At 73.3% G+C, this 23,184-nt stretch carries 15 protein-coding genes; 2 read left to right on the plus strand and 13 right to left on the minus strand.

All coding sequences use genetic code 11. The features are described 5' to 3' along the window. Nucleotides 1-21 precede the first annotated feature (21 nt). The 5 genes from E1265_RS04885 to proB form a co-directional block, all read right to left on the minus strand. The gene (locus E1265_RS04885; RefSeq protein ID WP_132928967.1) at nt 22-1,116 is read right to left on the minus strand and encodes a hypothetical protein; all 1,095 of its coding nucleotides are present in this window, start codon (nt 1,114-1,116) and stop codon (nt 22-24) included. Nucleotides 1,117-1,273: 157 nt separating this feature from the next. Continuing rightward, nucleotides 1,274-2,083: a hypothetical protein gene (locus E1265_RS04890; RefSeq protein ID WP_207930951.1), complete on the minus strand. Its 810-nt coding sequence runs from the start codon at nt 2,081-2,083 to the stop codon at nt 1,274-1,276. 49 nt (nt 2,084-2,132) lie between these two features. Continuing rightward, the gene (locus E1265_RS04895) at nt 2,133-3,419 is read right to left on the minus strand and encodes a glutamate-5-semialdehyde dehydrogenase (protein WP_132928968.1); all 1,287 of its coding nucleotides are present in this window, start codon (nt 3,417-3,419) and stop codon (nt 2,133-2,135) included. A gap of 104 nt (nt 3,420-3,523) precedes the next feature. Then, complete coding sequence (locus E1265_RS04900; RefSeq protein ID WP_132928994.1) at nt 3,524-3,901, minus strand: hypothetical protein; 378 nt, start codon at nt 3,899-3,901, stop codon at nt 3,524-3,526. Nucleotides 3,902-4,195: 294 nt separating this feature from the next. Next, nucleotides 4,196-5,317: a glutamate 5-kinase gene (gene proB / locus E1265_RS04905; protein ID WP_132928969.1), complete on the minus strand. Its 1,122-nt coding sequence runs from the start codon at nt 5,315-5,317 to the stop codon at nt 4,196-4,198. A gap of 287 nt (nt 5,318-5,604) precedes the next feature. Between proB and E1265_RS36825 the strand changes: the two genes are divergently transcribed. Next, nucleotides 5,605-7,638 carry a hypothetical protein gene (locus tag E1265_RS36825; RefSeq protein ID WP_243740539.1) on the plus strand — a complete coding sequence of 678 codons (2,034 nt, stop codon included), beginning with the start codon at nt 5,605-5,607 and terminating at the stop codon, nt 7,636-7,638. Here the strand turns inward: E1265_RS36825 and E1265_RS04920 are convergent. Next, complete coding sequence (locus tag E1265_RS04920; protein ID WP_132928970.1) at nt 7,592-8,200, minus strand: alpha/beta family hydrolase; 609 nt, start codon at nt 8,198-8,200, stop codon at nt 7,592-7,594. The two genes, E1265_RS36825 and E1265_RS04920, sit on opposite strands and share 47 nt — an antisense overlap. A 77-nt stretch (nt 8,201-8,277) precedes the next feature. Here E1265_RS04920 and E1265_RS04925 point away from each other — a divergent pair, with 77 nt between their 5' ends. Then, on the plus strand, nt 8,278-9,357 hold the full coding sequence (locus E1265_RS04925) for an acyltransferase family protein (RefSeq protein ID WP_132928971.1): 1,080 nt from the start codon (nt 8,278-8,280) through the stop codon (nt 9,355-9,357). 328 nt (nt 9,358-9,685) lie between these two features. Here E1265_RS04925 and E1265_RS04930 read toward each other — a convergent pair whose 3' ends face one another. The 7 genes from E1265_RS04930 to E1265_RS04960 form a co-directional block, all read right to left on the minus strand. Then, on the minus strand, nt 9,686-12,454 hold the full coding sequence (locus tag E1265_RS04930; RefSeq protein WP_243740540.1) for a CDP-glycerol glycerophosphotransferase family protein: 2,769 nt from the start codon (nt 12,452-12,454) through the stop codon (nt 9,686-9,688). 66 nt (nt 12,455-12,520) lie between these two features. Then, nucleotides 12,521-14,584: a hypothetical protein gene (locus E1265_RS04935; RefSeq protein ID WP_207930952.1), complete on the minus strand. Its 2,064-nt coding sequence runs from the start codon at nt 14,582-14,584 to the stop codon at nt 12,521-12,523. Next, a complete protein-coding gene (locus E1265_RS04940; RefSeq protein ID WP_132928972.1) occupies nt 14,581-16,101 on the minus strand; it encodes a bifunctional cytidylyltransferase/SDR family oxidoreductase in 1,521 nt (506 codons plus the stop codon). Before E1265_RS04940 ends, E1265_RS04935 begins: the two co-directional genes overlap by 4 nt. 157 nt (nt 16,102-16,258) lie before the next feature. Then, nucleotides 16,259-17,713, minus strand: a complete 1,455-nt coding sequence (gene obgE / locus E1265_RS04945; protein WP_132928973.1) for a GTPase ObgE — start codon at nt 17,711-17,713, stop codon at nt 16,259-16,261. 145 nt (nt 17,714-17,858) lie between these two features. Further along, nucleotides 17,859-18,119, minus strand: a complete 261-nt coding sequence (gene rpmA, locus E1265_RS04950) for a 50S ribosomal protein L27 (protein WP_132928974.1) — start codon at nt 18,117-18,119, stop codon at nt 17,859-17,861. A gap of 13 nt (nt 18,120-18,132) precedes the next feature. Then, nucleotides 18,133-18,462, minus strand: a complete 330-nt coding sequence (gene rplU / locus E1265_RS04955) for a 50S ribosomal protein L21 (RefSeq protein ID WP_132928975.1) — start codon at nt 18,460-18,462, stop codon at nt 18,133-18,135. Nucleotides 18,463-18,716: 254 nt separating this feature from the next. After that, nucleotides 18,717-23,009: an Rne/Rng family ribonuclease gene (locus E1265_RS04960; protein ID WP_132928976.1), complete on the minus strand. Its 4,293-nt coding sequence runs from the start codon at nt 23,007-23,009 to the stop codon at nt 18,717-18,719. Nucleotides 23,010-23,184: the final 175 nt, after the last annotated feature.

The raw sequence follows: 23,184 nt of genomic DNA on the forward strand, positions 1-23,184 counted from the left end.
GGCGCGAGGGGGGCGGCGGGCCTAGCGGACCGGCGCCGGCTCCCGGGGATCGCTGAGCGGGGCGTAGACGCCGCACAGCACCGCTCGGCCGCCGTCCAACGCGAACGGGTCGACGGGCGCCGCGGCCGGCGCCTCGGCCCGCTCGCCGGGCAGCAGCGGGCGCAGCGCGTCCGACGGGTCGCTCGCGCAGTCCATCGGCCCGAGCAACAGCTCGACCTCGCGGAGCAGCACGTTGCGGTCGCGCAGCTCCTCCCTGCCGAACTGCAGCCGCAGCTGCCGCTGCACGGTGAACGCGGCGACCGAGGCCGGCGCTCCGTCGCCGGTGCCGGCGGCACGCAGCGCGTAGGCGAGGACGTGGCGTGCGGTGACCTGGAGGGTGTCGTCGTTGGTCTCCACGAAGGTGAAGCCGCCGTCCACGCGGACCTGGCCGTCGGCCAGCGCGACCTCGGCCGGGTCGAAGCGGATCAGCCAGTCCGTCGGCACCGACTGGAGGCCGTGGCCGCGCATCGCGCTGTCGAACTGCCGCTGCTGCTCGGCGCCGAGCAGCTCGCGCACCGGCGTCACCGTGTCGCCGCCGAGCACCTCGGGGGTGAGGGCGCTGGCCACCACGTACTCCTTGGCCAGGGTCAGCGCGGTGAGGACCTGCTCGCGCGAGAAGTGGTCGGTGGCCCGGGGGTCGGGCAGGTGGACGCCGCCGGCGCCGATGCCGTAGCCGGCGGCCGGGGTGCCGGCGAACGCGGCCTCCGCGTCGACCCCGCCTGGCACCTCGTCGTCGGGGACCAGCACGACGGTGTCGGCGGCCGGCGGGTCGGTGTTGAGCCGGACCGGGGGGTCGTACGGGTTGTTGTTGCCCAGGTAGATGGCGGCCGCGAAGGCCAGCAGGATGATCAGCGCCAGTGCTATGCCCTGCATGGGCACCGTCCGGCCCTCGGCCGGCTCCGGCTCGCGCCGGCGCACCGCCGTCGTGTGGTCCTCGAGGCGCTCCTGCGCCGAGAACTCCTGGAGCCGAGCAGCTCTGACGAACGACTCGTCGAAGACGGTCGACTGGTACTCCTCGTCCCCGGCTCCCGGGGTGCCCCCGGGAATCCCCTCGGGAGGATCTGTGCGCCCGGCCACCTGTCCAGCGTAAATCTCCGAGAGGACGGTCAACAGTCCCAGTCGGCGGGGATTTTGCCGAGCCCGCCCGCGCACCCGGCGCACGCCCTCGGTGCGTCGCACCCTACGGCGCGTGATGGCGTGGGGTCGGCGACCGGCCGCGTCCCACCGCGGGGGGCTACAGGGAGCCGTCCTCGTCGATCACCTCGGTCGCTTCGGTCACCTCGGTCAACTCGGGCAACTCGGCCTCCACGGCCGAGCCCTCGCCGGTCTCCCCCTCGGCCTCCTCGACGGCGTCGGAGTCCGTGGGCTCGGTGGGGGCCGGCGGCGTCGGCCCCGGTAGCCGCGAGGGGCCGGAGCCGGCGCGCTGGATGGCTATCAGCGCGAAGGCGATCACGCTGATGCCCATCACCATGGCCAGCACGCACGCGACCGGCCGCTGCCAGCGCAGCGGCCGCCAGCCGGCGGGCGCCTCGGCGTGCGCGGCCGAGGGGCCGGCGCCGGAACCGGGTATCGCGCCGTAGCCGCCGCCGTAGGGCGGGTAGGGGCTGCCGAAGGCCAACCCGTCCTGCTCCGCCAGCTCGTCGTACTCGCCGTCCGGCAGTTCTGGCAGGTAGCGGGTGTAGTCGGAGCTGTCGAAACGGCCCTCGTCGTCGGGGTCCTCGCCGTCCGCCTCCTCGTCGAGGAAGCTGGCCGGGCCGCCCGGCTCGAACCCGCCGAGCCCGTCGGAGGAGCCGGGGTCGAGGTCCGGGTCTCGGTAGAACCCGACCTCGCCGCCCGCCTCGGCCTCCAACTCGGCCTCGGACTCGGCGCGCTCCAGAGCCGCGTACAGGATCCGCTCGGCCGCGGTCGGCTCGTGAACCTCGGCCGCCTCGATGAATGCCTCGTCCAGCACCACCGAGGCGAACGCCTCGTCGGCGGCCCCGATGTCCTCGCTGTTGGGCCCCTCGCCATTCGGCGACGGCAGGCCCCCCACGTCGTCCGGCACGCAACCAGCGTAGGCCGAATAAGCGGCCAGGGGGAGGGCCATCCGGATTTCACTCCACGGTGTGACCTTCGCCGGTGACCACGTAGCGGGTGGTCGTCAGCTCGGGCAGTCCCATGGGGCCGCGCGCGTGCAGTTTCTGCGTGGAGATGCCGATCTCGGCGCCGAAGCCGAAGCGGCCGCCGTCCGTGAAGCGGGTGGAGGCGTTGACCATCACGGCCGCCGAGTCCATCAGCGAGACGAAACGCTTCGCCACCGCGCCGTCCCGGGTGACGATGGCCTCGGTGTGGCCCGAGGTCCAGCGGCGGATGTGCGCGACGGCCGCGTCCAGGTCGGGCACCACGGCGGCCGCGATGTCGTAACTCAGGTACTCGGTCTCCCAGTCGGCGTCGGTGGCCGGCACCACCTCGACGCCGGCGCCGGCGCCCGCCTTCCGCCACGCCTCGTCCCCGTGCACGGTCACCCCGGCCGCGGTCAGGGCCGCGAGCGCCAGCGGCAGGAAGCGGTCCGCGACCCCCTGGTGCACCAGCACCGTCTCCGCCGCGTTGCAGACGCTGGGGCGCTGCGCCTTGGAGTTGACCAGCAGCTCGACGGCCATGTCCAGGTCGGCGTGCTCGTCCACGTAGACGTGGCAGTTGCCGGTGCCGGTCTCGATCACCGGCACGGTCGACTCGGTCACCACGGTCTCGATCAGCGACGCGCCGCCGCGCGGGATCAGCACGTCCACCAGGCCGCGGGCCCGCATCAGCTCGCGCACCGACTCCCGGCTGGTGCCCGGCACCAGCTGCACGGCGTCGGCCGGCAGCCCGGCGTCGGCCACGGCGTCCCGCACGACCGCGACCAGCGCCTCGTTGGAGGCGTAGGCCGAGGACGAGCCGCGCAGCAGCGCCGCGTTGCCCGACTTCAGGCACAGCACCGCGGCGTCCACCGTGACGTTGGGGCGACCCTCGTAGATGATGCCGACGACGCCGAGCGGGACCCTGATCTGCCGCAGCTCAAGGCCGTTCGGCAGCGTCGAGCCGCGCACCACCTCACCCACCGGGTCGGGCAGCGCGACGACGTCCCGCACGTCGGAGGCGATGGCCGCGATCCGCTCGGCGGTGAGGGTCAGCCGGTCGATCACGGTCTCCGTGGTGCCGGCCTCGCGCGCCCTCGCCACGTCCCCGGCGTTGGCCTCGACCACCTCGGCGGCCCGCGCCTCCAGCGCGTCCGCGACGGCCAGCAGCGCCCTGTCCCGCGCGGTGCGCGGCAGCGGCGCCAGGGCGGCCGCGGCGGCCCTGGCCCGGCGGGCGGTGGCGATGACGGGGGAATCGGCGGAGGCGGGCACGCTGCTGGTCATGGTGTGCAGGGTAGTCGCCGCCCGGCCCGCGGCCGAACCCGTTTCACGAGGCGGTCAAGCGGGACCCGACGGGCCCTGGAGCGGGCTCCGGGGGCGCCAGGGCTCTAGAAGGGGTGGACGCCGACCGGGGCGGCCGGCGGTGGGCCGTAGCCCTCGGCGACGCGCTGGTGGTAGGTCTCCCGGCCGATCACCTCGAGGCCGACGATCTCCCACGGCGGCAGCTGCGCCGAGCGCCGGTGCTCCCCCCACAGGCGCAGCGCGACGGCCGCTGCGTCGTGCAGGTCGCGTGCCTCCTCCCAGTACCTGATCTCGGCGTGGTCTCGGGCGTAGCGGCTGGTGAGCAGGAAGGGGTGGTCGTTCGCCAGCCGCTCGAGGCCGCTGCGGACGTCCTGCAACGGCGCGGCGGGTCCCGCCACGCTGAGCGTGATGTGCCACAGCCGGGCTGCGGGGTGCTGGGCGTCTGTCCGCCGCTCCTCCCCCACCGCCCCGGTGCCTCCCTGGACGCTGGCCAGTCGCCTCACCGGCGGCCTCCTGACGTGGTGCTCGTGCTGCTGCTCGTGCGCTTGGTGACGCTGGGTGACGCTTGTGGCTCCAGGCGGGTGACGCGCGACGAGCCACTCGTCGAGTTGACCAGTTCACGGGGCGCCACGGGGGCCGTTTCCCGGAACCTTCGGTGGAAAGACTGGTCTTTCACAGATCCGGCACCGGCCCGGTGTCCGTCACGGTACGGCGCGCGGCGAGCGGCACCGAGGAGGCGGGAGGAGGCGCCGAGGAGATCATGCCCGCAACAGCACCAGGTCATCGCGGTGGACGACCTCCCGCTCGTAGGCCGGGCCGAGCTCGCGGGCCAGGTCGTGCGTGGAGCGGCCGATCAACCGGGGGATTTCGCGTGCGTCGAAGTTGACGAGCCCGCGGGCCACGGCGCGGCCCGACTCGTCGAGCAGTTCGATCGGCTCCCCGGCGGTGAACTCGCCCGCCACGCCGGTGATCCCGGCCGGCAGCAGCGAGCTGCCGCGCTCGGTGATGGCCCGCACGGCGCCCGAGTCGAGCGTGACCGAGCCGCGCGGCGTCGAGGCGTGGGCCAGCCACAGCAGCCGGCCGGCCGAGCGGCGCCCGGTCGGCCGGAAGTAGGTGCCGACGGGGGCGCCGGAGAGCGCGTCGGCGGCCTGGCTCGCGGAGGCGAGGACGACGGGGATGCCGGCTCCGGTGGCGATGGCGGCGGCCTCCACCTTGGTGACCATCCCGCCGGTGCCGACGCCGGCCCGGCCGGCCTTGCCGATCTCGATGCCGGCCAGGTCCTCGGGCCCGGTGACCTCCGCTATCCGGCTGGTGCCTGGCTTGCCCGGGTCGCCGTCGTAGAGACCGTCGACGTCGGAGAGCAGCACCAGCAGGTCGGCGCGGACCAGGTGGGCGACGAGGGCGGCGAGCCGGTCGTTGTCGCCGAACCGGATCTCGTCGGTGGCGACCGTGTCGTTCTCGTTGACGACGGGGACCGCGCCCATGGTGAACAGCTGGTCGAGGGTGCGGTAAGCGTTGCGGTAGTGGGCGCGGCGGCTGGTGTCGTCCGAGGTGAGCAGCACCTGCCCGACGCGGCGCCCGTAGCGGGCGAAGGAGGCGGTGTAACGGGCGAGCAGCAGGCCCTGCCCGACGCTGGCCGCGGCCTGCTGGCGGGGCAGGTCCGAGGGCCGGCGCGACAGGCCGAGCGGGGCGAGACCCGCGGCGATCGCGCCGGACGAAACCAGTACGATCTGCCTCCCGTCCTGTTTCACCAGCACATCGACGAGTGCGTCCACCCGGTCGGCGTCGAGCCCTCCGGCCGCGGTGGTCAGCGAGGATGAGCCGATCTTGACGACGATCCTGCGGGCGTCGGAGACGTCCTGCCGTGGTGCCGCTGCCACCGTGGTACCCCTGCGTTCGTTCGTTCCCGGTCGAACTGACCTGTCGGGCGTAATCTACGCGACCCTCGCGTGCCGGAAGATCGCCTCAGCGCTCATACAACCGTAACCTCGCGGTTCGCCGCCGCGCTTTTTCCGGCCTCGCGTGCCGCTGGAGGCGGTGTCCTCCCACGGCGTCCTCCCACGGCGTCCTCCCACTGCGGTCGCGTTCCGCCACGCCGCCGGTTTTCATGGCCTTGCGGCCTGTCATCTGTTCACCTCCCCCCACGACGCATTTCGGGAGCCCCACCTTGCCCGCTGCACCGCCGCCTCGCCGCGGCACGCAAGCTCTTGCCCCCGGCATCCTGCTCGCCCTCTTCACCGCGCAGTTCCTCGGCGCGCTGCTGCCGAACGCGCCGCTGCTGTGCGCCGCCGGCGCGGGCGGCCTCACGTTCGAACTCGCGGTGCGCCGCTGGCGCCCCGGTGCGCTGTCGCTGCTCAACCGGGTCCGGTGCGACGAGACGGTCAGACAGCTGCTGCGGGACCTGCTTTTCGTGCTCGGCCTCGTCCACCTCACGGACGTGGGCGGGACGACGCGCCTGGCGCTGGTCGGCGGCCTGCTCGCCGGCTACGCGGCGCACTTCCTGTGCCGGGCGATCGCCATGCAGGTGCGGCGCCAGCGCACCCTGCCGGTGCTCACCCGGAACGTCGACGCGAGCGAGCTGCGGCTCTCGCCGGCGCCGCCACGGCTGCTGACCAGCCCGGCCCGCCGGATCCCGCTGTTCTCCGTGCCGGCGACGGCCGGGCTGCTCGCCGCGGTGGCCAGCGGGCGGCCGTCATGGGGGCTGCTCGGCGTCGGCGTCACGCTCGCGCTGTTCGCGGGGGCCGCGGTCCTTCTCGCGACCTGGCTGCTGCCGGCCAGGCGGCCACCGGGCGACGAGGCGGTGCTCGAGTGGTTCACGCGCTGGCTCGCCGAGTACCGGCCCGAGGTCGGCCTCTACTTCTCCGGCGGCTCTGGCACCGCCTACCAGGCCAACATGTGGCTGTCCACGATGGCCGCGCTCGACCGCAGGGCGATGGTGGTGCTGCGGGAACGACCGATGGTCCAGCAGATCGCGGCCACCGACCTGCCGGTGGTGTGCCTGCCCCGGGTCGCCCACCTGATGCTGCTCGAACACTCCTCGCTGAAGGTGCTGATCCACCCGGCGAACGCGCCCAAGACCTCGCAGGTGCTGCGGATCCCCACGATCAAGCACGCGTTCGTCAACCACGGGGAGAGCGACAAGCTGTCCAGCTGCAACCCGTACGCCAAGGTGTACGACGAGGTGTGGGTCGCGGGCCCGGCGGCACGGCGGCGCTACGCGCTGGCGGACGTCGGGGTCGACGACCGCGACGTGGTGGAGGTGGGCCGGCCGCAGCTCGCCCCCATCCGCCGGTCCGCGGGCCCGCCGCCGCCCGGGGGACCGATCACGGTGCTGTACGCGCCGACGTGGGAGGGCTGGACCGACGACCCCGGCAACACGTCGGTGATCCTGGCCGGCGAGAGCATCGTCCGGGCGCTGCTGGCCGACCCGCGCGTGCGGCTGCTCTACAAGCCGCACCCCATGACCGGCACGGTCAACCGCGCGGCGGCATCGGCCGACGCGGCCATCCGCGCCCACATCGCGAGCGTCGGGGGCGCCCCGACCCCCGTCATCTCGTCCCTCGACGACGCACCCGTCCCCGCGCGGCGGGGGGCCGTGGGCCGCCAGGCCGACGACATGGAGCGGATGGTCGCGCAGGGGCCGCCCGAGCCGGAGCGCGCCGCGGAGGTGGCGGCACACGCCACCGCGTGGGCCGCCGCGTTCTGGGCGGCGCAGTCGGCCAGGGCGCACCTGGTGTTGACCGGGCCCCGGCCGGACATCTACAGCTGCTTCAACCAGACCGACCTGCTGATCGCCGACGTGTCGAGCGTCGTCGCCGACTACCTGGCCAGCGGCAAGCCGTACGCGGTCGTCAACACCAGCGGCCTGTCCGAGGAGGAGTTCCGCGCCGCCAATCCCACCGTGCGGGCCGCGACCATCGTGCCGCCCGACGCGGCGGGGCTGACCGCGCTGCTCGACGCCGTCGTCGACCCGGCGCTCGACACCCTGGCGGCGGCCCGCGCCGAGCTCACCGAGTTCCTGCTCGGCCCGGCGAAGCCGCCGTCGCTGGTCCGCTTCCGGGCCGCCGTGGACGCCCTGTGCGCGGCGGCCGAGGCCCGGCGGGCGCGGCAGCGGGAGGGGGAGAGCGCACAGGAGGTGCCGATGACGCACCGATCTAGCGAGCCAGCCGAGCGGTCAGCCAGTCGCCGATCCGGCGCGTGACGGACGGCTGGGGCGCGGCCAGGCCGTGCCCGACCCCCGGCATCTCGATCAGCTCCGTGCCGGCCGGCAGCTCGGGGAACTCCTCGGGCCGGCCGAAGGGATCGGAGCCGCCCTGCACGACCAGCGTCGGCACCCCGGCCCCGGTCAGTTCGTCGGCCCGGGACCTCTCGGGCCGGCCCGGTGGGTGCAGCGGGAATGACAGCGCCAGCACGGCGCGGGCGCCCAGTGGGCGCGCCGTGCGGCAGGCCACCCGTGCGCCGGCGCTGCGCCCGCCCGCGATCACGGGCAGGGCGGGCTTCGCGAGTTCCGGCCACAGCGCCGTCCAGGCCGCGTCCAGGGTGCGCGGCGCCGGGGCGACCTTCTTGCCTGCCACCCGCCACGGCTGCTCGACCAGCGCCACGGTGATCCCGCGCGCCGGCAGCGCGGCGGCCAGGGCCTGGAGGTCGGCGGTCTCGATGCCCCCGCCGGCGCCGTGCCCGAGGGCCAGCACGGCCCGGGCGCCGGCGGCCGCGTGCCAGGTGATCCGCGCGTCCCCCGCGGGTGTGTGCACAGTTCGCGTCATAGGCCCAGATTGTGGCAGCCGCCGGCCGCTCCCCCAGGCCTCGCCTTAACGCCGGCTGACGCTATGGTTCCGAATTGATGAACGAGACTCGACAACTCACGGGCACCCAGGAGACCCCCGCCGTCCCCCGCCAGGCCGCCGGCGGGGCCAAGCAGCGGGACGCGTTCTTCGACAACGCCAAGTACCTGGCCATCGTCCTGGTCGCGATCGGCCACGCCTGGGAGCCGCTGCGCGGCGACTCGCGCGTGGCCACGGCGCTCTACATGGCGGTGTACGCCTTCCACATGCCCGCGTTCATCGTGATCTCCGGCTACCTGTCGCGCAGCTTCGACGGCCGCGCCGACCGGGTGCAGCGGCTGGTCACCGGCGTGCTCGTGCCGTACGTCGTCTTCCAGGTCGCCTACACCCTGGTCCTGCGGCGGTTCGCGGACGGCGGGAACGACGACACCTACGTCGGCTTCTTCGAGCCGCGCTGGCTGATGTGGTTTCTGCTCGCCCTGTTCATCTGGCGGCTGACCGTGCCGGTGTGGAAGGCGGTCCGCTGGCCGCTGCCGATCGCCCTGGGGGTGGCCGCCGTGGCGACCGCCTCGCCGACCCTCGGCAGCGACCTGCAGATCCAGCGGGTGCTGCAGTTCATGCCGTTCTTCGTGCTCGGCCTGGTCCTGAGGCCGGAGCACTTCCAGCTGGTGCGCCGCAGGGCGGTGCGGCTGCTCGCGGTGCCGGTCTTCGCCGGCGCGCTGCTGGTGGCGTACTGGGCCGAGCCGCGGCTGCGTTACCAGTGGCTCTACCACAAGCAGTCGGCGCAGGAGTTCGGCGAGCCGTGGTGGACAGGCGTGCTGATGACGCTTGCGCTGTTCGGCTGCGCCGCGGTGCTGATCGCCTGCTTCCTCGCGCTGGTGCCTGGCCGGCGGACCTGGTTCACGGCACTCGGGGCCGGCACCATCTCCGGCTATCTGCTCCACGGCTTCCTGGCCAGGGCCGCCATCGAGTGGGGCTGGTACGACGGCGAGCCGATGAGCGGGATCTACTTCTCGCTGCCGGTCACCACCGCGGTGGCCGCCGTGGTCATCACCGTGCTGTGCACCCCGCCGGTGCGGCGGCTCTTCCGGCCCGTGATGGAGCCGAAACTCGACTGGCTGTTCCGCCGCGGGAGCTAGGGCCTGTCTTCTGGATCCTCGTGGATCAGCGAGCGGCGGATGGCTCCCCCAGCTGACGCTGGGAGGTGCCCCCATTCGCTGGCAAGGCGCCCCACGCGGCGGAGCCGCACATCGACAGCAGCGCAGCTCGTACTCGCGCGCGGTGTCCATATGCCGCTCCGCGGCGTGCGGCAACGCGGCCAGCCGGGATGCCTGGGGGTACCTCCCAGCCGCCAGGCTGGGGGCTCGTCGCGAGCCCGCGAAGATCCGGAAGACAGGCCCTAGACCCCCCGGAAAAGCGTCCGGCCGCCGGGGCGGGGCCCGGCGGCCGTCGTGTGGTCGAGGGGCCTCAGCCCCTGGCCTGCCCGATCTCCAGCATCCGGTCCACCACCCGGGCGGTGGCCAGGCCGTCGGACGGTTCGCAGAACTCCCGCACGAACGCCGCGTACTTCTCGTCGTAGGTGCGGCGCACCGACTCGGCGGTGCGGATGGCGTGGATCAGCTCGGCCGAGGTCTTGATCAGCGGCCCCGGCGCCTTCTCCGTGAAGTCGAAGTAGAAGCCGCGCAAGGTGTCCCGGTAGTGCTCCAGGTCGTAGGTGAAGAAGAGCATCGGCCTGCCGGAGTGCGCGAAGTCGAACAGCACCGAGGAGTAGTCCGTGATCAGCACGTCGGTGATCAGGTAGAGCTCGGCGATGTCCGGGTAGGCCGACACGTCGTACACGAAGCCCTGCCCGGCGCCCGGGATCGCGTCCAGGATCTTCGGGTGCTTGCGGAACAGGAAGACGTGGTCGTCGCTGAGCGCCTCGCGCGCCGCTGTCAGGTCGACCCGCAGGTCGAGCTTGAACTTCGACGCCGTGTGCCGCTGGTCGTCCCGCCAGGTCGGCGCGTACAGCACCACCTTGCGGCCCTCGGGGATGCCGAGGGTGGCCCGCACCCGCTGCGCGATCTTCTCCCGGTCGGGGCGGTGGAAGATGTCGTTGCGCGGGTAGCCGGACTCCAGGATCTCGCCCTCGCAGCGGAAGGCGTTGCGCATGATCGGCGTCGTGAACGCGTTGGGCGAGACCACGAAGTCGAACTGCCGGAACCGGTGCGGCAGGCTGGCGATGTACTGGAGGTTGGCCTTCGGGGTGCCGAGCAGGTCGGCGCCGATCTTCTTCAGCGGCGTGCCGTGCCAGGTCTGCACCACGCACTGCCCGTCGCGCCGCTCGTACCAGTCGCCGAGGCCGACGTTGGTGACGACGTACCGGCTGCGGGCCAGCGCCTCGTACCACTCGCGGCTGTGCCACTCCACGGGCCGCACCCCGGGCGGCAGGTCCACCTGCGCGTCGGCGACCGACCACAGGTGCTCGACCTCGACGCCGCGCCGCACGAACTCCTCGTAGATGGCGCGCGGGGAGTCGGAGAACTGCTTGCCGCCGAAGCTGTTGTAGAAGACGGTCTCGGTCAGCGGCTCCCGCTTGAACGCCGGGGTGTGCACCTGGCGCAGCTCGCGCTGCCGGTAGGCGCCGCGCTCCTCGCCGCGCAGCACGGGGCCCGAGCCGAGGAAGAGCCGGTCGAAGTAGCGGCGGTTGACCGCGTAGGAGCGGCCGGCGACGCGCTTCTTGAGCGGCAGCGTGTCGATCAGGTCGGCGCGCAGCTTCACGGGCACGTCGCCCTTGTTGCCCCAGGCGTCCTGGTCGCGCAGCGAGAAGTACCAGCGGCCGGCGCGCAGCGGCAGCACGGCGTCGTACGACGCCATCCGGTCGGGGGCGATCCGCACGCTGAACCGGCTCTCGGAGTCCACCCAGTTCAGCGGGAGCACGTGCTCCTCGAACCGCTCGCCGTGCCGCAGCACGAAGCGCTTGCGGTCGCCCGGCCCGGTGTAGGAACCCTCGACGAGCAGCACGCCCTCGCGGGTCCACTCCATGCGGTCCACCACGGCCTGCCTGGCCCGGTCGTGCAGCTTGAGCAGCCCGGGGCCGTCCGTGGTCACCGCGATCTCGCGGCCGCCCGGGCGCAGGTAGCGGCCCGGCAGGAAGCCCTCGAGGACGGTGGCCCGGCGGGACGAGCCGTCGGCGAACTCGATGTGGGTGATGAAGTCCTGGGTCTTCTCGGTCGGCTCGGTGGCCACGGTCAGGTCGCCGAACGGGATCTCGGCGCCCCAGCGGGCCCACCGCTGGTCGCCGTCCCCGGCCTCCTGCACGATCAGCGGGTACTCGACGCCGCCCTGTTGTCCCTTGCGGACGACGCGCAGCTTGGTGGGGCGCTTGCCGCCGGCCGGCGAGCGCAGGCCGAGGCGGAGCGCGTCGGCGGTGGCCGTCTGGTCGGTGACCTCGGCCTCGGGGATGTCGATGCTGAGCTGGAAGTTGTCCTCGTGGAACCCGGCGATCAGGCGCGCCCCGTCACCCAGGGACCGGGACTGGGAGTGCCCGGCGGAGCCGATGTCGACGCGCTGGGCCTTGCCCGGCACGTAGCCGCCGGGGCGCGGCAGGGCGAGCGTGAGGCCCCAGGTGCCGGACTTCCACTTGCCGCGCGACTTGAGTTTCGCCGGGTCGATGGTGATCTCGAAGCCGGCGTTGTCGTAGTTGTGCAGGGCCTGCTTGGAGTCGCGGGTCGCGCGCAGCGACTCCTGGGCGCGGAAGCGGACCGGGATCCGCCGCCCGCCGGGGGCGCGCAGCCAGGCGAGCCTGGGCAGCGCGCCGGGGCCGTTCGGCAGGTTGGCGACGAAGGCGTAGCCGTGCACGACGATCTTGCCGTCCTGCCACAGCACCTCGGTCGCCTTGGCCCGCACCGGCATCTCGCGCAGCCGCAGCCGGGTGACGGAGGCGGGCAGGCTGCGGCTGTCCACGCCGGGGATTGCCACGTAGGGGCGCAGCCGGCCGCGGACGGGGAAGGCCGAGGGGTTGACCCGCTCGAAGTCGATGACGGTGAGCAGGTCCGCGAGCCGGCGCTCGCGGACCAGCTCCCACTTGACGCGGGCGACGGGGGAGAGCTTGCGGAGCTTGGCCGAGTCGGCAGCGGCCAGGAACTCGGCGGCCGCGTCGAGGAACGCCTGGCGGTCCTCGTCCGTGGCCTCCGGAAGGAACCGCAACCGGCGCGCGAGTTCCTGGGGGATGATGTCTTCTGGCTTGGCTACCACGTCAGTCAGTGCCTTCTCTTCCCGCTCTTCTGCGTCTCTTCCTGTTGGCTCGGGCGAGGCCTGGCGTTACGGCGCCGGCACCGCGGCCGGCGCGTCGTCCGCGCCCGCCTCGCCCTGGGCCCGGTTGCGGGCCGTCGCCCTGGCGGCCAGGGCGCGCACCGCGGCCCCGAACCGCTCCTGGGAGGGCGGCTGGTCGGGCCCGAGCAGGTAGTCCTTGAGCTCGGCGCGCGCGGTGGCCAGCGCGTCGGCCGCCGGCTGGTGCACCGCGTCCAGCAGTCCGCCCAGCTGGGCGGCGTCGTTGGACAGGATGACGGCCGCCCGCACGGCCGTGTTCTGCCGCTTGAACTCGTCCTCGCCGAGGCCGGCGGAGTCGGTGACGGCGTACGGCTTGCCGCTGGCGATCCAGTCGGAGACGACGCTCGAGATGTCGGAGACCAGGGCGTCCGACTCGTTGAAGCAGTCGAACAGGCGCGGCTCGGGTCCGGTGATCACCCGGTGCTCCCACCAGCCCTGGGAGCGCCAGTAGAGCTCGTTCCACTCGCGGAACCGCCGCTCCTCCTCGGGGGCCTGGTCGAGCGGGGTCTGCGCGTCGCGCGAGACGGAGGCGTCGTCCCAGCTGGCCGCCGGCGTGAGGGCGGGCCGTGCCGCGGTGAGCTCGCGCAGCGCGGCCTGAGCGCGCGCCCGCTCCTGCGCGGTGCGCTCGGCCTCGGCGGCCCAGCGCGGGTCGGCGGCGCGCCTGGCGGCGGCCTCCTCGATCATGGCGACGATCCGCTGGTGGACGACGCCGGCCGCGCGGTCCCGGGTGCCGGTGAACGGATGCGGCTTGTAGAGCACGCGGACCGGGCGCTCCGAGTCGAGCAGCCGCCGGATGATGTTCTCGCCGGCGAGCAGCAGCGAGGTGTTGCCCGGGTCGTCCGTCCAGCCCTCCCAGGTGGGGGCGTAGAGGATGGTCGGGATGCGGCCGGCGGGCGGCTGACCTGTGCCGGTGGCGATGGGGGCCAGCTGGGGCCGGCCGACCTCGACGATGTCCTCGTCGCGCACCCCGACGTCGGCGAGCGCGTAGCGGTCGCGGCCGGCCCGGCCCGCGGTCCACACCTCGTCGTACGCCTTGGCGTAGGGGTTGATGCTGGCGATCTTGTCGCTGTCGCCGTGGCCGATGAAGACGTGCTTCATGGTGGGCACGCGCAGCAGGTGCAGGTTCTTGCCGACGTTGGCCGGGTAGAGGCCGACCCGCAGCATGGACAGGTCCATCTGCATCAGGTGGACGGCGCTCGGCACGCAGACCACGGGCAGCGTGGTGGTGCCGAGCCGGGCCATGATGGCCCGCTCGCGGAGGATGACGATGGCCTTCTCGTCCAGCTTCTCCAGGGTCTCCAGCCACATGTTGGCCTGGTAGGCGGAGTCCTTGGAGCCGGAGAAGTAGAGCGCCACGGTGGGCTGCTCGGCGCGCAGCCACTCGTCGAACCACTCCAGGGTGCGGTCCGGGTCGGGCGGCAGCTTGCTCAACCTGAAGAACGGCAGCAGCACCAGCATGTAGCCGAGCACCAGGGCGATGGTGGCGGCGATGCCGGCGTAGCCGAAGTCCGGCTCGTCGGTGCCGGCGACGGCGAGCAGGCCGAGGAACAGCGGCACCTCGGTGTGCAGCACCTTCTCCACGGCCCGGTGGGTGAGCCAGCGCGGCGGCCCGTTGGGCACCGGGAGGGTCGACAGGTCGATGTTGCGGGTGGTGATGGGCAGCCGGCGCTTGCGGCGCAGCACCATCACCAGGGCGGTGTGCGGGGCCTGGAGCCCGTAGAAGGCGAGCAGGCCGACGATGGCCGCGTAGAACACCGTCTCGCCGCCCCAGTCGGAGCGGGCGAGCAGCAGGATCAGCAGCAGCTGCCGGATCAGGAAGCGGATGGTGAGGCCGAGCCTGGCCTTGCCGAACCGCACCAGCACGTAGGAGCCGCGGCGGTGCAGGAAGTGGTCGCCGAGGTAGGAGCAGACCGCGGCGGCGGCGAAGCCGCCGGTGGACGGCAGCAGCGCGGTGGCGAGCATCAGCGGGTAGCTGGCCGCCATCACCAGCGCCGCCACGAGTTCGACGGGGGAGGCCACTCCCCCGACGAGGCGGCGCAGGATGCTTGCGATCATGCCACCTCCCCCGCGGCTTCGGCCTGCTCGGCGTTGAGGGCGGCGGCCAGGGCGCGCTCGAAGGAGCCCGCGTTGCTGGCCTCGGCGGTCGGGTCCTGCTGGCGGACGTCGATGACGTGTCCCGTCATGGCGGACAGCAGCACGTCGAGCGAGGTCCTGGCGACGGCCTCGGAGGACAGCAGGCTGCCGGCGGGCTCCTGGCCGAAGGCCTTGGTGCGCATCGGGGTCGCGGTCCGCTCGGGGTTGACGCAGTTGACGCGGACGCCGTCGCCTGCCCACTCGTCGGCCAGGGCCTGGGTGAGGTTGACCATGGCGGCCTTGGTGGAGGAGTAGAGGCTGTACTCGGCGCGGCCGCGGGTGTAGCTGCTTGAGGTGTAGAGCAGCAGCTGGCCCGAGGTCTCGGCGAGGTACTTGTGGGCGGCGCGGGCGATGCGGACCGGCGCGAGGTAGTTGACGGTGAGCGCCTCCTCGATGGTGGCGTCGTCCGTCTCGGCGAGCTTCCCGATGCGCAGCACGCCGGCGGTGTTCACCACGTAGTCGATGCGCCCGGTCTCGGCGTAGGCCTTCTCCAGGGCCTCGGCGACGTCGCCCTGCTTCTCCACGTGCGTGCCGGTGGTGGAGCGGCCCAGCGGGTAGACGGTGGCGCCGTAGCGGGCGGCGAGGTCGGCGATGTCCTTGCCGATGCCGTAGGAGCCGCCGAAGACCACCATCGTCCTGCCGGCGAGCCGCTCGCGGTACGCGGCCTCGTCGGACTGCCGGGGGGCCGCGGTGGAGGCCAGCTGGAACATCTTGTCGGCGATGAAGACGTCGACGGGCTGGGTGACCTTCATGTTGAACTCGTCACCCGGGACGACGTGGATCGGCACGTCGGGCAGGTACCTGAGGACCACGGAGCAGTCGTCGGTGGCCTGGAAGTTCGGGTCGCCGGCGGCTATCTCGTAGGCGCGGCGGATGGTGGAGAGCCGGAACGCCTGCGGGGTCTGGCCGCGGCGCAGGCGGGAGCGGTCGGGGACGTCGGTGATGAACTCGCCGTCCTCGCCGTGGGTGCGGGTCACGATGATGGTGTCGGCGGACGGGATCGCGACGTCCACGGCCTGGTAGCGGTCCAGGGCCCGCACGCAGTCGGCTATCACGCGCTGGGAGAGCAGCGGGCGCACGGCGTCGTGGAAGAGGACGTTGCGGTCCTCACCCTCGGCCAGACCCTCGCCGAGCACCTCGATGGCCCGGCGCGTGGTCTCGTTGCGGGTGGCGCCGCCCTCGACGACCCGGCTGACCTTGGTCAGCCCGCTCTTGGCGATGATCCGCTCCACGTCCCCCGCGTAGCCCGGGGCCATCAGCACGATGACGTCGTCGATGTCCGCCGACTCCTCGAAGACCGCCAGCGTGTGTTCGATGACGGCCTTTCCCGCGATCTTGATCAGCTGCTTCGGTATGGAGAGACCCACTCGCTGTCCGGTGCCGCCAGCGAGAACGACCGCGGTGGTGTGTGGGGACGGTCCTTCGGGTTGGATGGACAAGGCAGCTCCTGCCGGTATCAAAGGTGTCGGCTACGCGAGGAGAAGGTTAACCCCCGTAGAAGCTTGACCCCTAAACCGGATGAACCGTTGTCGACTGTTATCGCTTCGTGACAGTGGCGCGTTACTCAGCGATGCCACCGGGGAAGGGTGGACACGCTCAGTCAAATGGGTCGAATTCCTCGAATTCCCGCTGGGCTGTGTCCTGTCGAGCGTCTCGTCGGCGCGCGTCACGCTCCTTGCGCCGCTGCACCGCCGGGCGCAGCTCGCTCATCCGGTGATCCTCGCCACGCCGGCCGAGCATCTCGGCGCCGCCCACCATCGAGGGCTCGAAGTCGAACACCACCGCGTCGTCCTCGTCGCCGATGGCCACCCCGTCGCCCTCCGTGGCGCCGGCCCTGACGAGTTCCTCCTCGACGCCGAGCCGGTTGAGCCGGTCCGCGAGATAGCCCACGGCCTCGGCATTCGCGAAATCCGTCTGCCGCACCCAACGCTCCGGCTTCTCGCCCCGGACCCTGAAGAAACCTTCACCTTCGGCGGTTACCGTGAAGCCCGCGTCATTCACGGCCTTCGGGCGGATCACCATGCGCGTGGCTTCCTCCTTCGGGCGCGCCTCCCGAGCCCTGCCGACCAGCTCGGCCAGCGCGTACGAAAGATCCTTCAGCCCCTTGCGGGAGACCGCGGACACCTCGAATACCCGCAGGCCACGAGCGGCGAGATCCGGCCGCACGATCTCGGCCAGATCCTGCCCCTCCGGAATATCCGTCTTGTTGAGCACCACGATCCGCGGCCGGTCGTCGAGGCCGCCGTACTTCGCCAGCTCCTCCTCGATCACGTCCAGGTCGGTCAGCGGGTCGCGCCCCGGCTCGAGCGTCGCGCAGTCCAGCACGTGCACCAGCACCGAGCAGCGCTCCACGTGCCGCAGGAACTCGAGACCGAGCCCCTTGCCCTCGCTGGCGCCCGGGATGAGACCCGGCACGTCGGCGACCGTGTAGACGGTGGAGCCCGCCGTCACCACGCCCAGGTTCGGCACCAGCGTCGTGAACGGGTAGTCGGCGATCTTCGGCTTGGCCGCCGAGAGCACCGAGATCAACGAGGACTTGCCGGCGCTGGGGAAGCCCACCAGCGCCACGTCGGCGACGGTCTTGAGCTCGAGCACCAGGCTCCGCTCCTCGCCCGGCTCGCCGAGCAGCGCGAAGCCGGGCGCCTTGCGGCGCGGCGAGGCCAGCGCCGCGTTGCCGAGCCCGCCGCGGCCACCCTGCCCGGCGACGAAGGTGGTGCCCTCGCCCACCAGGTCGGCGAGCGGCTGCCCGTCCCTGCCGAGCACCACGGTGCCGTCCGGCACCGGCAGCACCAGGTCCTCGCCGGCCGCCCCCGTGCGGTGCCCGCCGGCGCCCGGCTTGCCGTTGGTGGCCTTGCGGTGCGGCCGGTGGTGGTACTCGAGCAGCGTGGTCACGTCCCGGTCGACCACGAGGACCACGTCCCCGCCGCGCCCGCCGTCGCCGCCGTCGGGGCCGCCGAGCGGCTTGTACTTCTCCCGGTGCACGGAGGCGCAGCCGTGGCCCCCGTTACCCGCGACGACATGGATCTCGACGCGGTCCACGAAGGTGGTCATGACGGTGTGCCTCCCGGCGGGATCTGTGGTGGTGACGGTGCGAGCTGACGGTGCGAGAACGTTGTTGGTGAAACGACGAGGGCGGACCCGATCTTCCCGGCACTGGCCGGGAAGACGGTCCGCCCTCGGAGACTGAAGCCGCTGGTTACTCGGCTACGGCCGGGACCACGTTGATGACGCGGCGGTCGCGGTGGGTGCCGAACTGGACCGTGCCGGCCCGGAGCGCGAACAGCGTGTCGTCGCCGCCGCGGCCCACGCCCGCGCCCGGGTGGAAGTGGGTGCCACGCTGGCGGAGCAGGATCTCGCCGGCCTTGACGATCTGGCCGCCGAAGCGCTTCACGCCGAGGTACTGGGGGTTCGAGTCGCGGCCGTTCCGGGTGGACGACGCGCCCTTCTTGTGTGCCATCTGCCTACGTCCCTTACTTCGCGTTCGCGGCCGGAGCGGGGATCTCGGTGACCTTCAGCTGGGTGAGCAGCTGGCGGTGACCCATCCGCCGGCGGTAGCCGGTCTTGTTCTTGAACTTCTGGATCCGGATCTTGTCGCCCTTGTGGTGGTCGACGACCTCCGCCTGGACCTTGACGCCGGCCAGCACCCACGGGTCGCTGGTCACGGTCTCGCCGTCGACCACGAGCAGCGTGGAGAGCTCGACGGTGTCGCCGGCGCTCTTGCCGGCCAACCGGTCGACCTCGATGACATCGCCGACAGCGACCTTCTGCTGACGGCCGCCGGTGCGCACGATCGCGTACACGCGGAACTCCCTCTTCTCGATTCGGAACCCCTGACGCCAGCAGCGGGCGAACCCGGCCTCTCCCCCGGCGTGGGCGGCGACGCCGCGCGCCTCGCGGGGAGGTAGTTGCTCAGGAGCGATCGGCATACCTGCTGACATGCCGACCGCCAACAATACGGAGGCGCCGACAGAGGGGTCAAATTCACGGCCGCCTCAAGGCCGCGGCGGCCCTCCCCCGGGTTCGCCGGGGGAGGGCCGCCGCGGGGCGCCGTCCGTTACTCGCCGGTCTGCGCGGAGACCGAGGGCGGCTGCGGCTGCTCGGCGGCCGCGGCGCTCTTGCTCGCCTTCTTGGCCGTCGACTTCTTGGCCGCCGCCTTCTTGGCGGTCTTCTTGGCGGCGGCCTTCTTCGCCGTCTTCTTGGCCGCCTTCTTCGCGGTCTTGGCCGGGGCCTTCTTGCCCGCGCCGGGGGCCACGACGGTCACCACGGCCTCCGTGGCGCCCTCGGGCGACCCGGCCGGCGCCGACACCCGCCGCCGCGGCGGCGGCGCCACGGCCGTCAGCTGCGGCTCAGGGGCCGCCTCCGGCGCCGGCTCCGCCGGCCGCTCCGCGGGCGTCACGACCACGACCTCGGCCGCCTCGGCCTCCTTGGTCTCCGGCGGACCGGCGGGCGCGGTGACCTTCCGCGTCACCCGACGGCGCGGCCGGGCCGGGGCCTCCGGCTCGGGCTCGGCCACGGCAGCCGCCGGCGCCACGGTCTCCGGCTCGGGCGCCGCGGGCTCCGCGACCTCCGCTGCCTCGGCCGCCTTCGGCGGACCAGCCGGCGCGCTCACCTTGCGGGTCACCCGACGCCTCGGCCGGGCCGGAGCCTCCGGCTCGGGCACGACGGCCTCGGGCTCCGGCTCGGGAACGCGCTCCGCCTCCGGCTCCACCACCTCGGCCGCCTTCGGCGGACCAGCCGGCGCGCTCACCTTGCGGGTCACCCGACGCCTCGGCCGGGCCGGAGCCTCCGGCTCGGGCGCTACGGCGGCCGGCTCGGGCGCCGCAGGCTCCTCGGCACGCTCCGCCACCGGCTCAGGCGCGGCAGCCTCCGCCTCGGCCGCCTTGGGCGGACCGGCCGGCGCTGTCACCTTCCTGGTCACCCGGCGACGGCGCCGCGGCGCGGCCTCCGTCGGCTCGACCGACTCCGGCTCCACCGACTCGAGCGACACCACCGGCTCGACGGGCTCCTCAGTCACCGGCTCGCTCGGCTCGACCGGGCCCACCGGCTCCGGGACCACGGTCACGGCCTCCGGCTCCACCGCCTCCGGTTCCTTCGGGGCGATCGCCCCGGCGGGGGCACCGGCTTCCGCCCCGCGGCCCCGCTTGCGGCCCTTCTTGCCGCCGCCGGCGGCGGTCGGCACGTGCTCGACGTGCACGATCACGCCGCGCCCGTTGCAGTGCACGCACGGCTCGGAGAACGACTCGAGCAGCCCCTGGCCGACCCGCTTGCGGGTCATCTGCACCAGGCCGAGCGAGGTGACTTCCGCCACCTGGTGCTTCGTCCGGTCACGGCCCAGGCACTCGAGCAGTCGCCGCAGCACCAGCTCCCGGTTGGACTCCAGCACCATGTCGATGAAGTCGATGACGATGATGCCGCCGAGGTCGCGCAGCCGCAGCTGCCGGACGATCTCCTCGGCCGCCTCCAGGTTGTTCCTGGTGACCGTCTCCTCGAGGTTGCCGCCCTGACCCGTGAACCGGCCGGTGTTGACGTCGATGACGACCATCGCCTCGGTGCGGTCGATCACCAGCGAACCGCCGCTTGGCAGCCACACCTTGCGGTCGAGGGCCTTCATCAGCTGCTCGTCGACCCGGTAGGTGGCGAACACGTCCACCTCGGAGGTCCACCGCTCCAGCCGGTCCACGAGGTCGGGCGCGACGTGCGAGACGTAGCCGTGGATCGTCTCCCAGGCCTCGTCACCGCTGACGATGACCTTCGAGAAGTCCTCGTTGAAGATGTCCCTGACCACCCGGACCGTCATGTCCGGCTCGCCGTAGAGCAGCGACGGCGCGTTGCCCTTCCTGGCCTTCTTCTGGATCTCGGCCCACTGGGCCTGCAGCCGCTCGACGTCCCTGGTCAGCTCCTCCTCGCTCGCGCCCTCGGCGGCCGTGCGCACGATGACGCCGGCGTCCTCGGGGACGATCTTCTTGAGGATCTGCTTCAGCCGGGCGCGCTCGGTGTCGGGCAGCTTGCGGCTGATACCGGTCATCGACCCCTCGGGGACGTAGACCAGGTAGCGGCCGGGCAGCGAGATCTGGCTGGTGAGGCGGGCGCCCTTGTGACCGATCGGGTCCTTGGTGACCTGCACCAGGACCGGCTGCCCGGACTTCAGCGCGGACTCGATGCGGCGCGGGCCGCTGCCGAGGCCGAGCGCCTCGAAGTTGACCTCGCCGGCGTAGAGCACGGCGTTGCGGCCCTTGCCGATGTCGACGAACGCCGCCTCCATCGAGGGCAGCACGTTCTGCACCTTGCCGAGGTAGACGTTGCCGACGTAGCTGGACGACTGCTCCTTGTTGACGAAGTGCTCGACGAGCACGTTGTCCTCGAGGACGCCGATCTGGGTGCGCTCGCCCTGCTGCCGCACGACCATCACGCGCTCGACGGCCTCCCGGCGGGCCAGGAACTCGGCCTCGGTGATGATGGGCGCCCGGCGCCGGCCCTGCTCGCGGCCCTCGCGGCGACGCTGCTTCTTGGCCTCCAGGCGGGTCGAGCCCTTGATGGACTGCACGCCGTCGGGTGCCTCGTTCTCGTCCCGCTTGCGGCGGGGTTCGCGGACCTTGACGACGGTGCGCTCCGGGTCGTCGGCGCCGGTCGCCTCCTCGGCGCCCTCGCCACTGCGACGGCGGCGCCGACGACGGCGCCGCGAGCCGCCGGCGGCCTCGGCCTGCTCCTCGGCCTCCGCCTCGCCCTCGACGGTCTCTTCCTCGGTCTCCTCGGCCTCCGGCTCGACCTCGGCCGGCTCGACCGCGCGGGCCGCCGGCTCCTCGTGCGCGCCCTCCTCGGCGGCCTCTGCGGCCTGCTCGGCGGCGCGCTCCGCGGTCTCGCCGCGACGACGGCGCCGACCGCCGCGTCGGCGACGGCGCGCTGGCCGGTCGGCGTGCGTCTCGTCCTCGTCCTCCTCGACGACGTCCTGCACGTCCTCGAAGACCGGCTCCTCCTCGTCCTCCACCAGCGCCTCGGCCTCGGCGGCCTCCTCAGCGGCCTCCTCGGCGGCGCGCAGCGGGGTCTGGAACATGGGCGCCTGGAACACGGGGGCCTGGAACACCGGCCGCCCGAGCCGCGCCGGCGCGGGGGGCTCCTCGACGCGCGTCACATCGAACGCGTCCGGCTCGGACGCGGGTCGCTTGGGCCGCGTGGCCTCCGCGGCACGCCGCTGGCGCGGCGCGGTCTCCTCGGCGGGCCGCCGCTTGCGCGGCTCAGCGGGCTCGGCGGTCTCAGACGCGGCCACCGCGTGCTCGCGCTCCTCCGCGACCGCCTCGACCGGCTCGGGCGTGGCCGCGGCACGTGTCGCCCGACGGCGCTTGCGCGGCTCGGCGGCCGGCTCAGCCTCGTCGGCGGGCGCCGACTCCACGACCGGCTCAGGCGCCGACGCCGCACGCGTCGCACGCCGCCGCGTCCGCGGCTCAGCCGGCTCTGCCGTCTCCGACGCGGCCACCACGGGCTCACGCTCCTCCGCGACCGCCTCAGGCGCCGACGCCGCACGCGCGACCCGACGCCGCTTACGCGGCTCGGCGGCCGGCTCAGCCTCCGCCTCAGTCTCGGACACGGACACCGCGCCCCGCCGCTTACGCGGCTCAGCCGGCTCGGCCTCCGCCTCAGGGGCAGTCTCGACAACCGGCTCAGGCGCCGACGCCGCACGCGTCGCACGCCGCCGCTTACGCGGCTCAGCGGGCTCGGCGGTCTCAGACGCGGCCACCGCGTGCTCGCGCTCCTCCGCGACCGCCTCGACCGGCTCGGGCGTGGCCGCGGCACGTGTCGCCCGACGGCGCTTGCGCGGCTCGGCGGCCGGCTCAGCCTCGTCGGCGGGCGCCGACTCCACGACCGGCTCAGGCGCCGACGCCGCACGCGTCGCACGCCGCCGCGTCCGCGGCTCAGCCGGCTCTGCCGTCTCCGACGCGGCCACCACGGGCTCACGCTCCTCCGCGACCGCCTCAGGCGCCGACGCCGCACGCGCGACCCGACGCCGCTTACGCGGCTCGGCGGCCGGCTCAGCCTCCGCCTCAGTCTCGGACACGGACACCGCGCCCCGCCGCTTACGCGGCTCAGCCGGCTCAGCCTCCGCCTCAGGGGCAGTCTCGACAACCGGCTCAGGCGCCGACGCCGCACGCGTCACCCGGCGCCGCTTACGCGGCGCCTCGCCGGCGGCCTCGGCCGCCTCAGCGGCCTCCGGCTCCGCGGACCCGCGGGCCTTCGAGCCGTTCGCCCCGGCAGGGGCGCTCGCGTCCGCGCGACGACGGCGCGGGGGAAGAACATCACTCGGTGTAGTTGAATTGTCGCTCGCCTCGACGGCGGGCTCGTTGGGCTCGTGCATGCGGGGGTTTCTCCCGTCCACGCTCCCGGGCGCTTCACCGGTCACAGCGGGCGGCGCCGCTCGGGAGCTGTCGTGTAGCTCGCCGGTTCCGGACCCGTTGGGCCGGCTTCGGCGAAAGTCTCCTGGTCGGTGCGTCGCCCGGAACTACCGGACCCGAGTGGCTCCCTGGCACCTG

The organism is Streptomyces sp. 8K308 (assembly GCF_004348315.1).
Taxonomy (GTDB): Bacteria; Actinomycetota; Actinomycetes; order Streptomycetales; family Streptomycetaceae; genus Streptomyces.

Excerpts from the sequence above, each read along its gene's own strand:
- E1265_RS04895 (WP_132928968.1), bottom strand. The coding sequence starts at position 3,419 with ATGACCAGCAGCGTGCCCGCCTCCGCCGATTCCCCCGTCATCGCCACC.
- E1265_RS04920 (WP_132928970.1), bottom strand. The coding sequence starts at position 8,200 with ATGACGCGAACTGTGCACACACCCGCGGGGGACGCGCGGATCACCTGG.
- E1265_RS04925 (WP_132928971.1), top strand. The coding sequence starts at position 8,278 with ATGAACGAGACTCGACAACTCACGGGCACCCAGGAGACCCCCGCCGTC.
- E1265_RS04935 (WP_207930952.1), bottom strand. The coding sequence starts at position 14,584 with ATGATCGCAAGCATCCTGCGCCGCCTCGTCGGGGGAGTGGCCTCCCCC.
- obgE (WP_132928973.1), bottom strand. The coding sequence starts at position 17,713 with ATGACCACCTTCGTGGACCGCGTCGAGATCCATGTCGTCGCGGGTAAC.
- rpmA (WP_132928974.1), bottom strand. The coding sequence starts at position 18,119 with ATGGCACACAAGAAGGGCGCGTCGTCCACCCGGAACGGCCGCGACTCG.
- E1265_RS04960 (WP_132928976.1), bottom strand. The coding sequence starts at position 23,009 with ATGCACGAGCCCAACGAGCCCGCCGTCGAGGCGAGCGACAATTCAACT.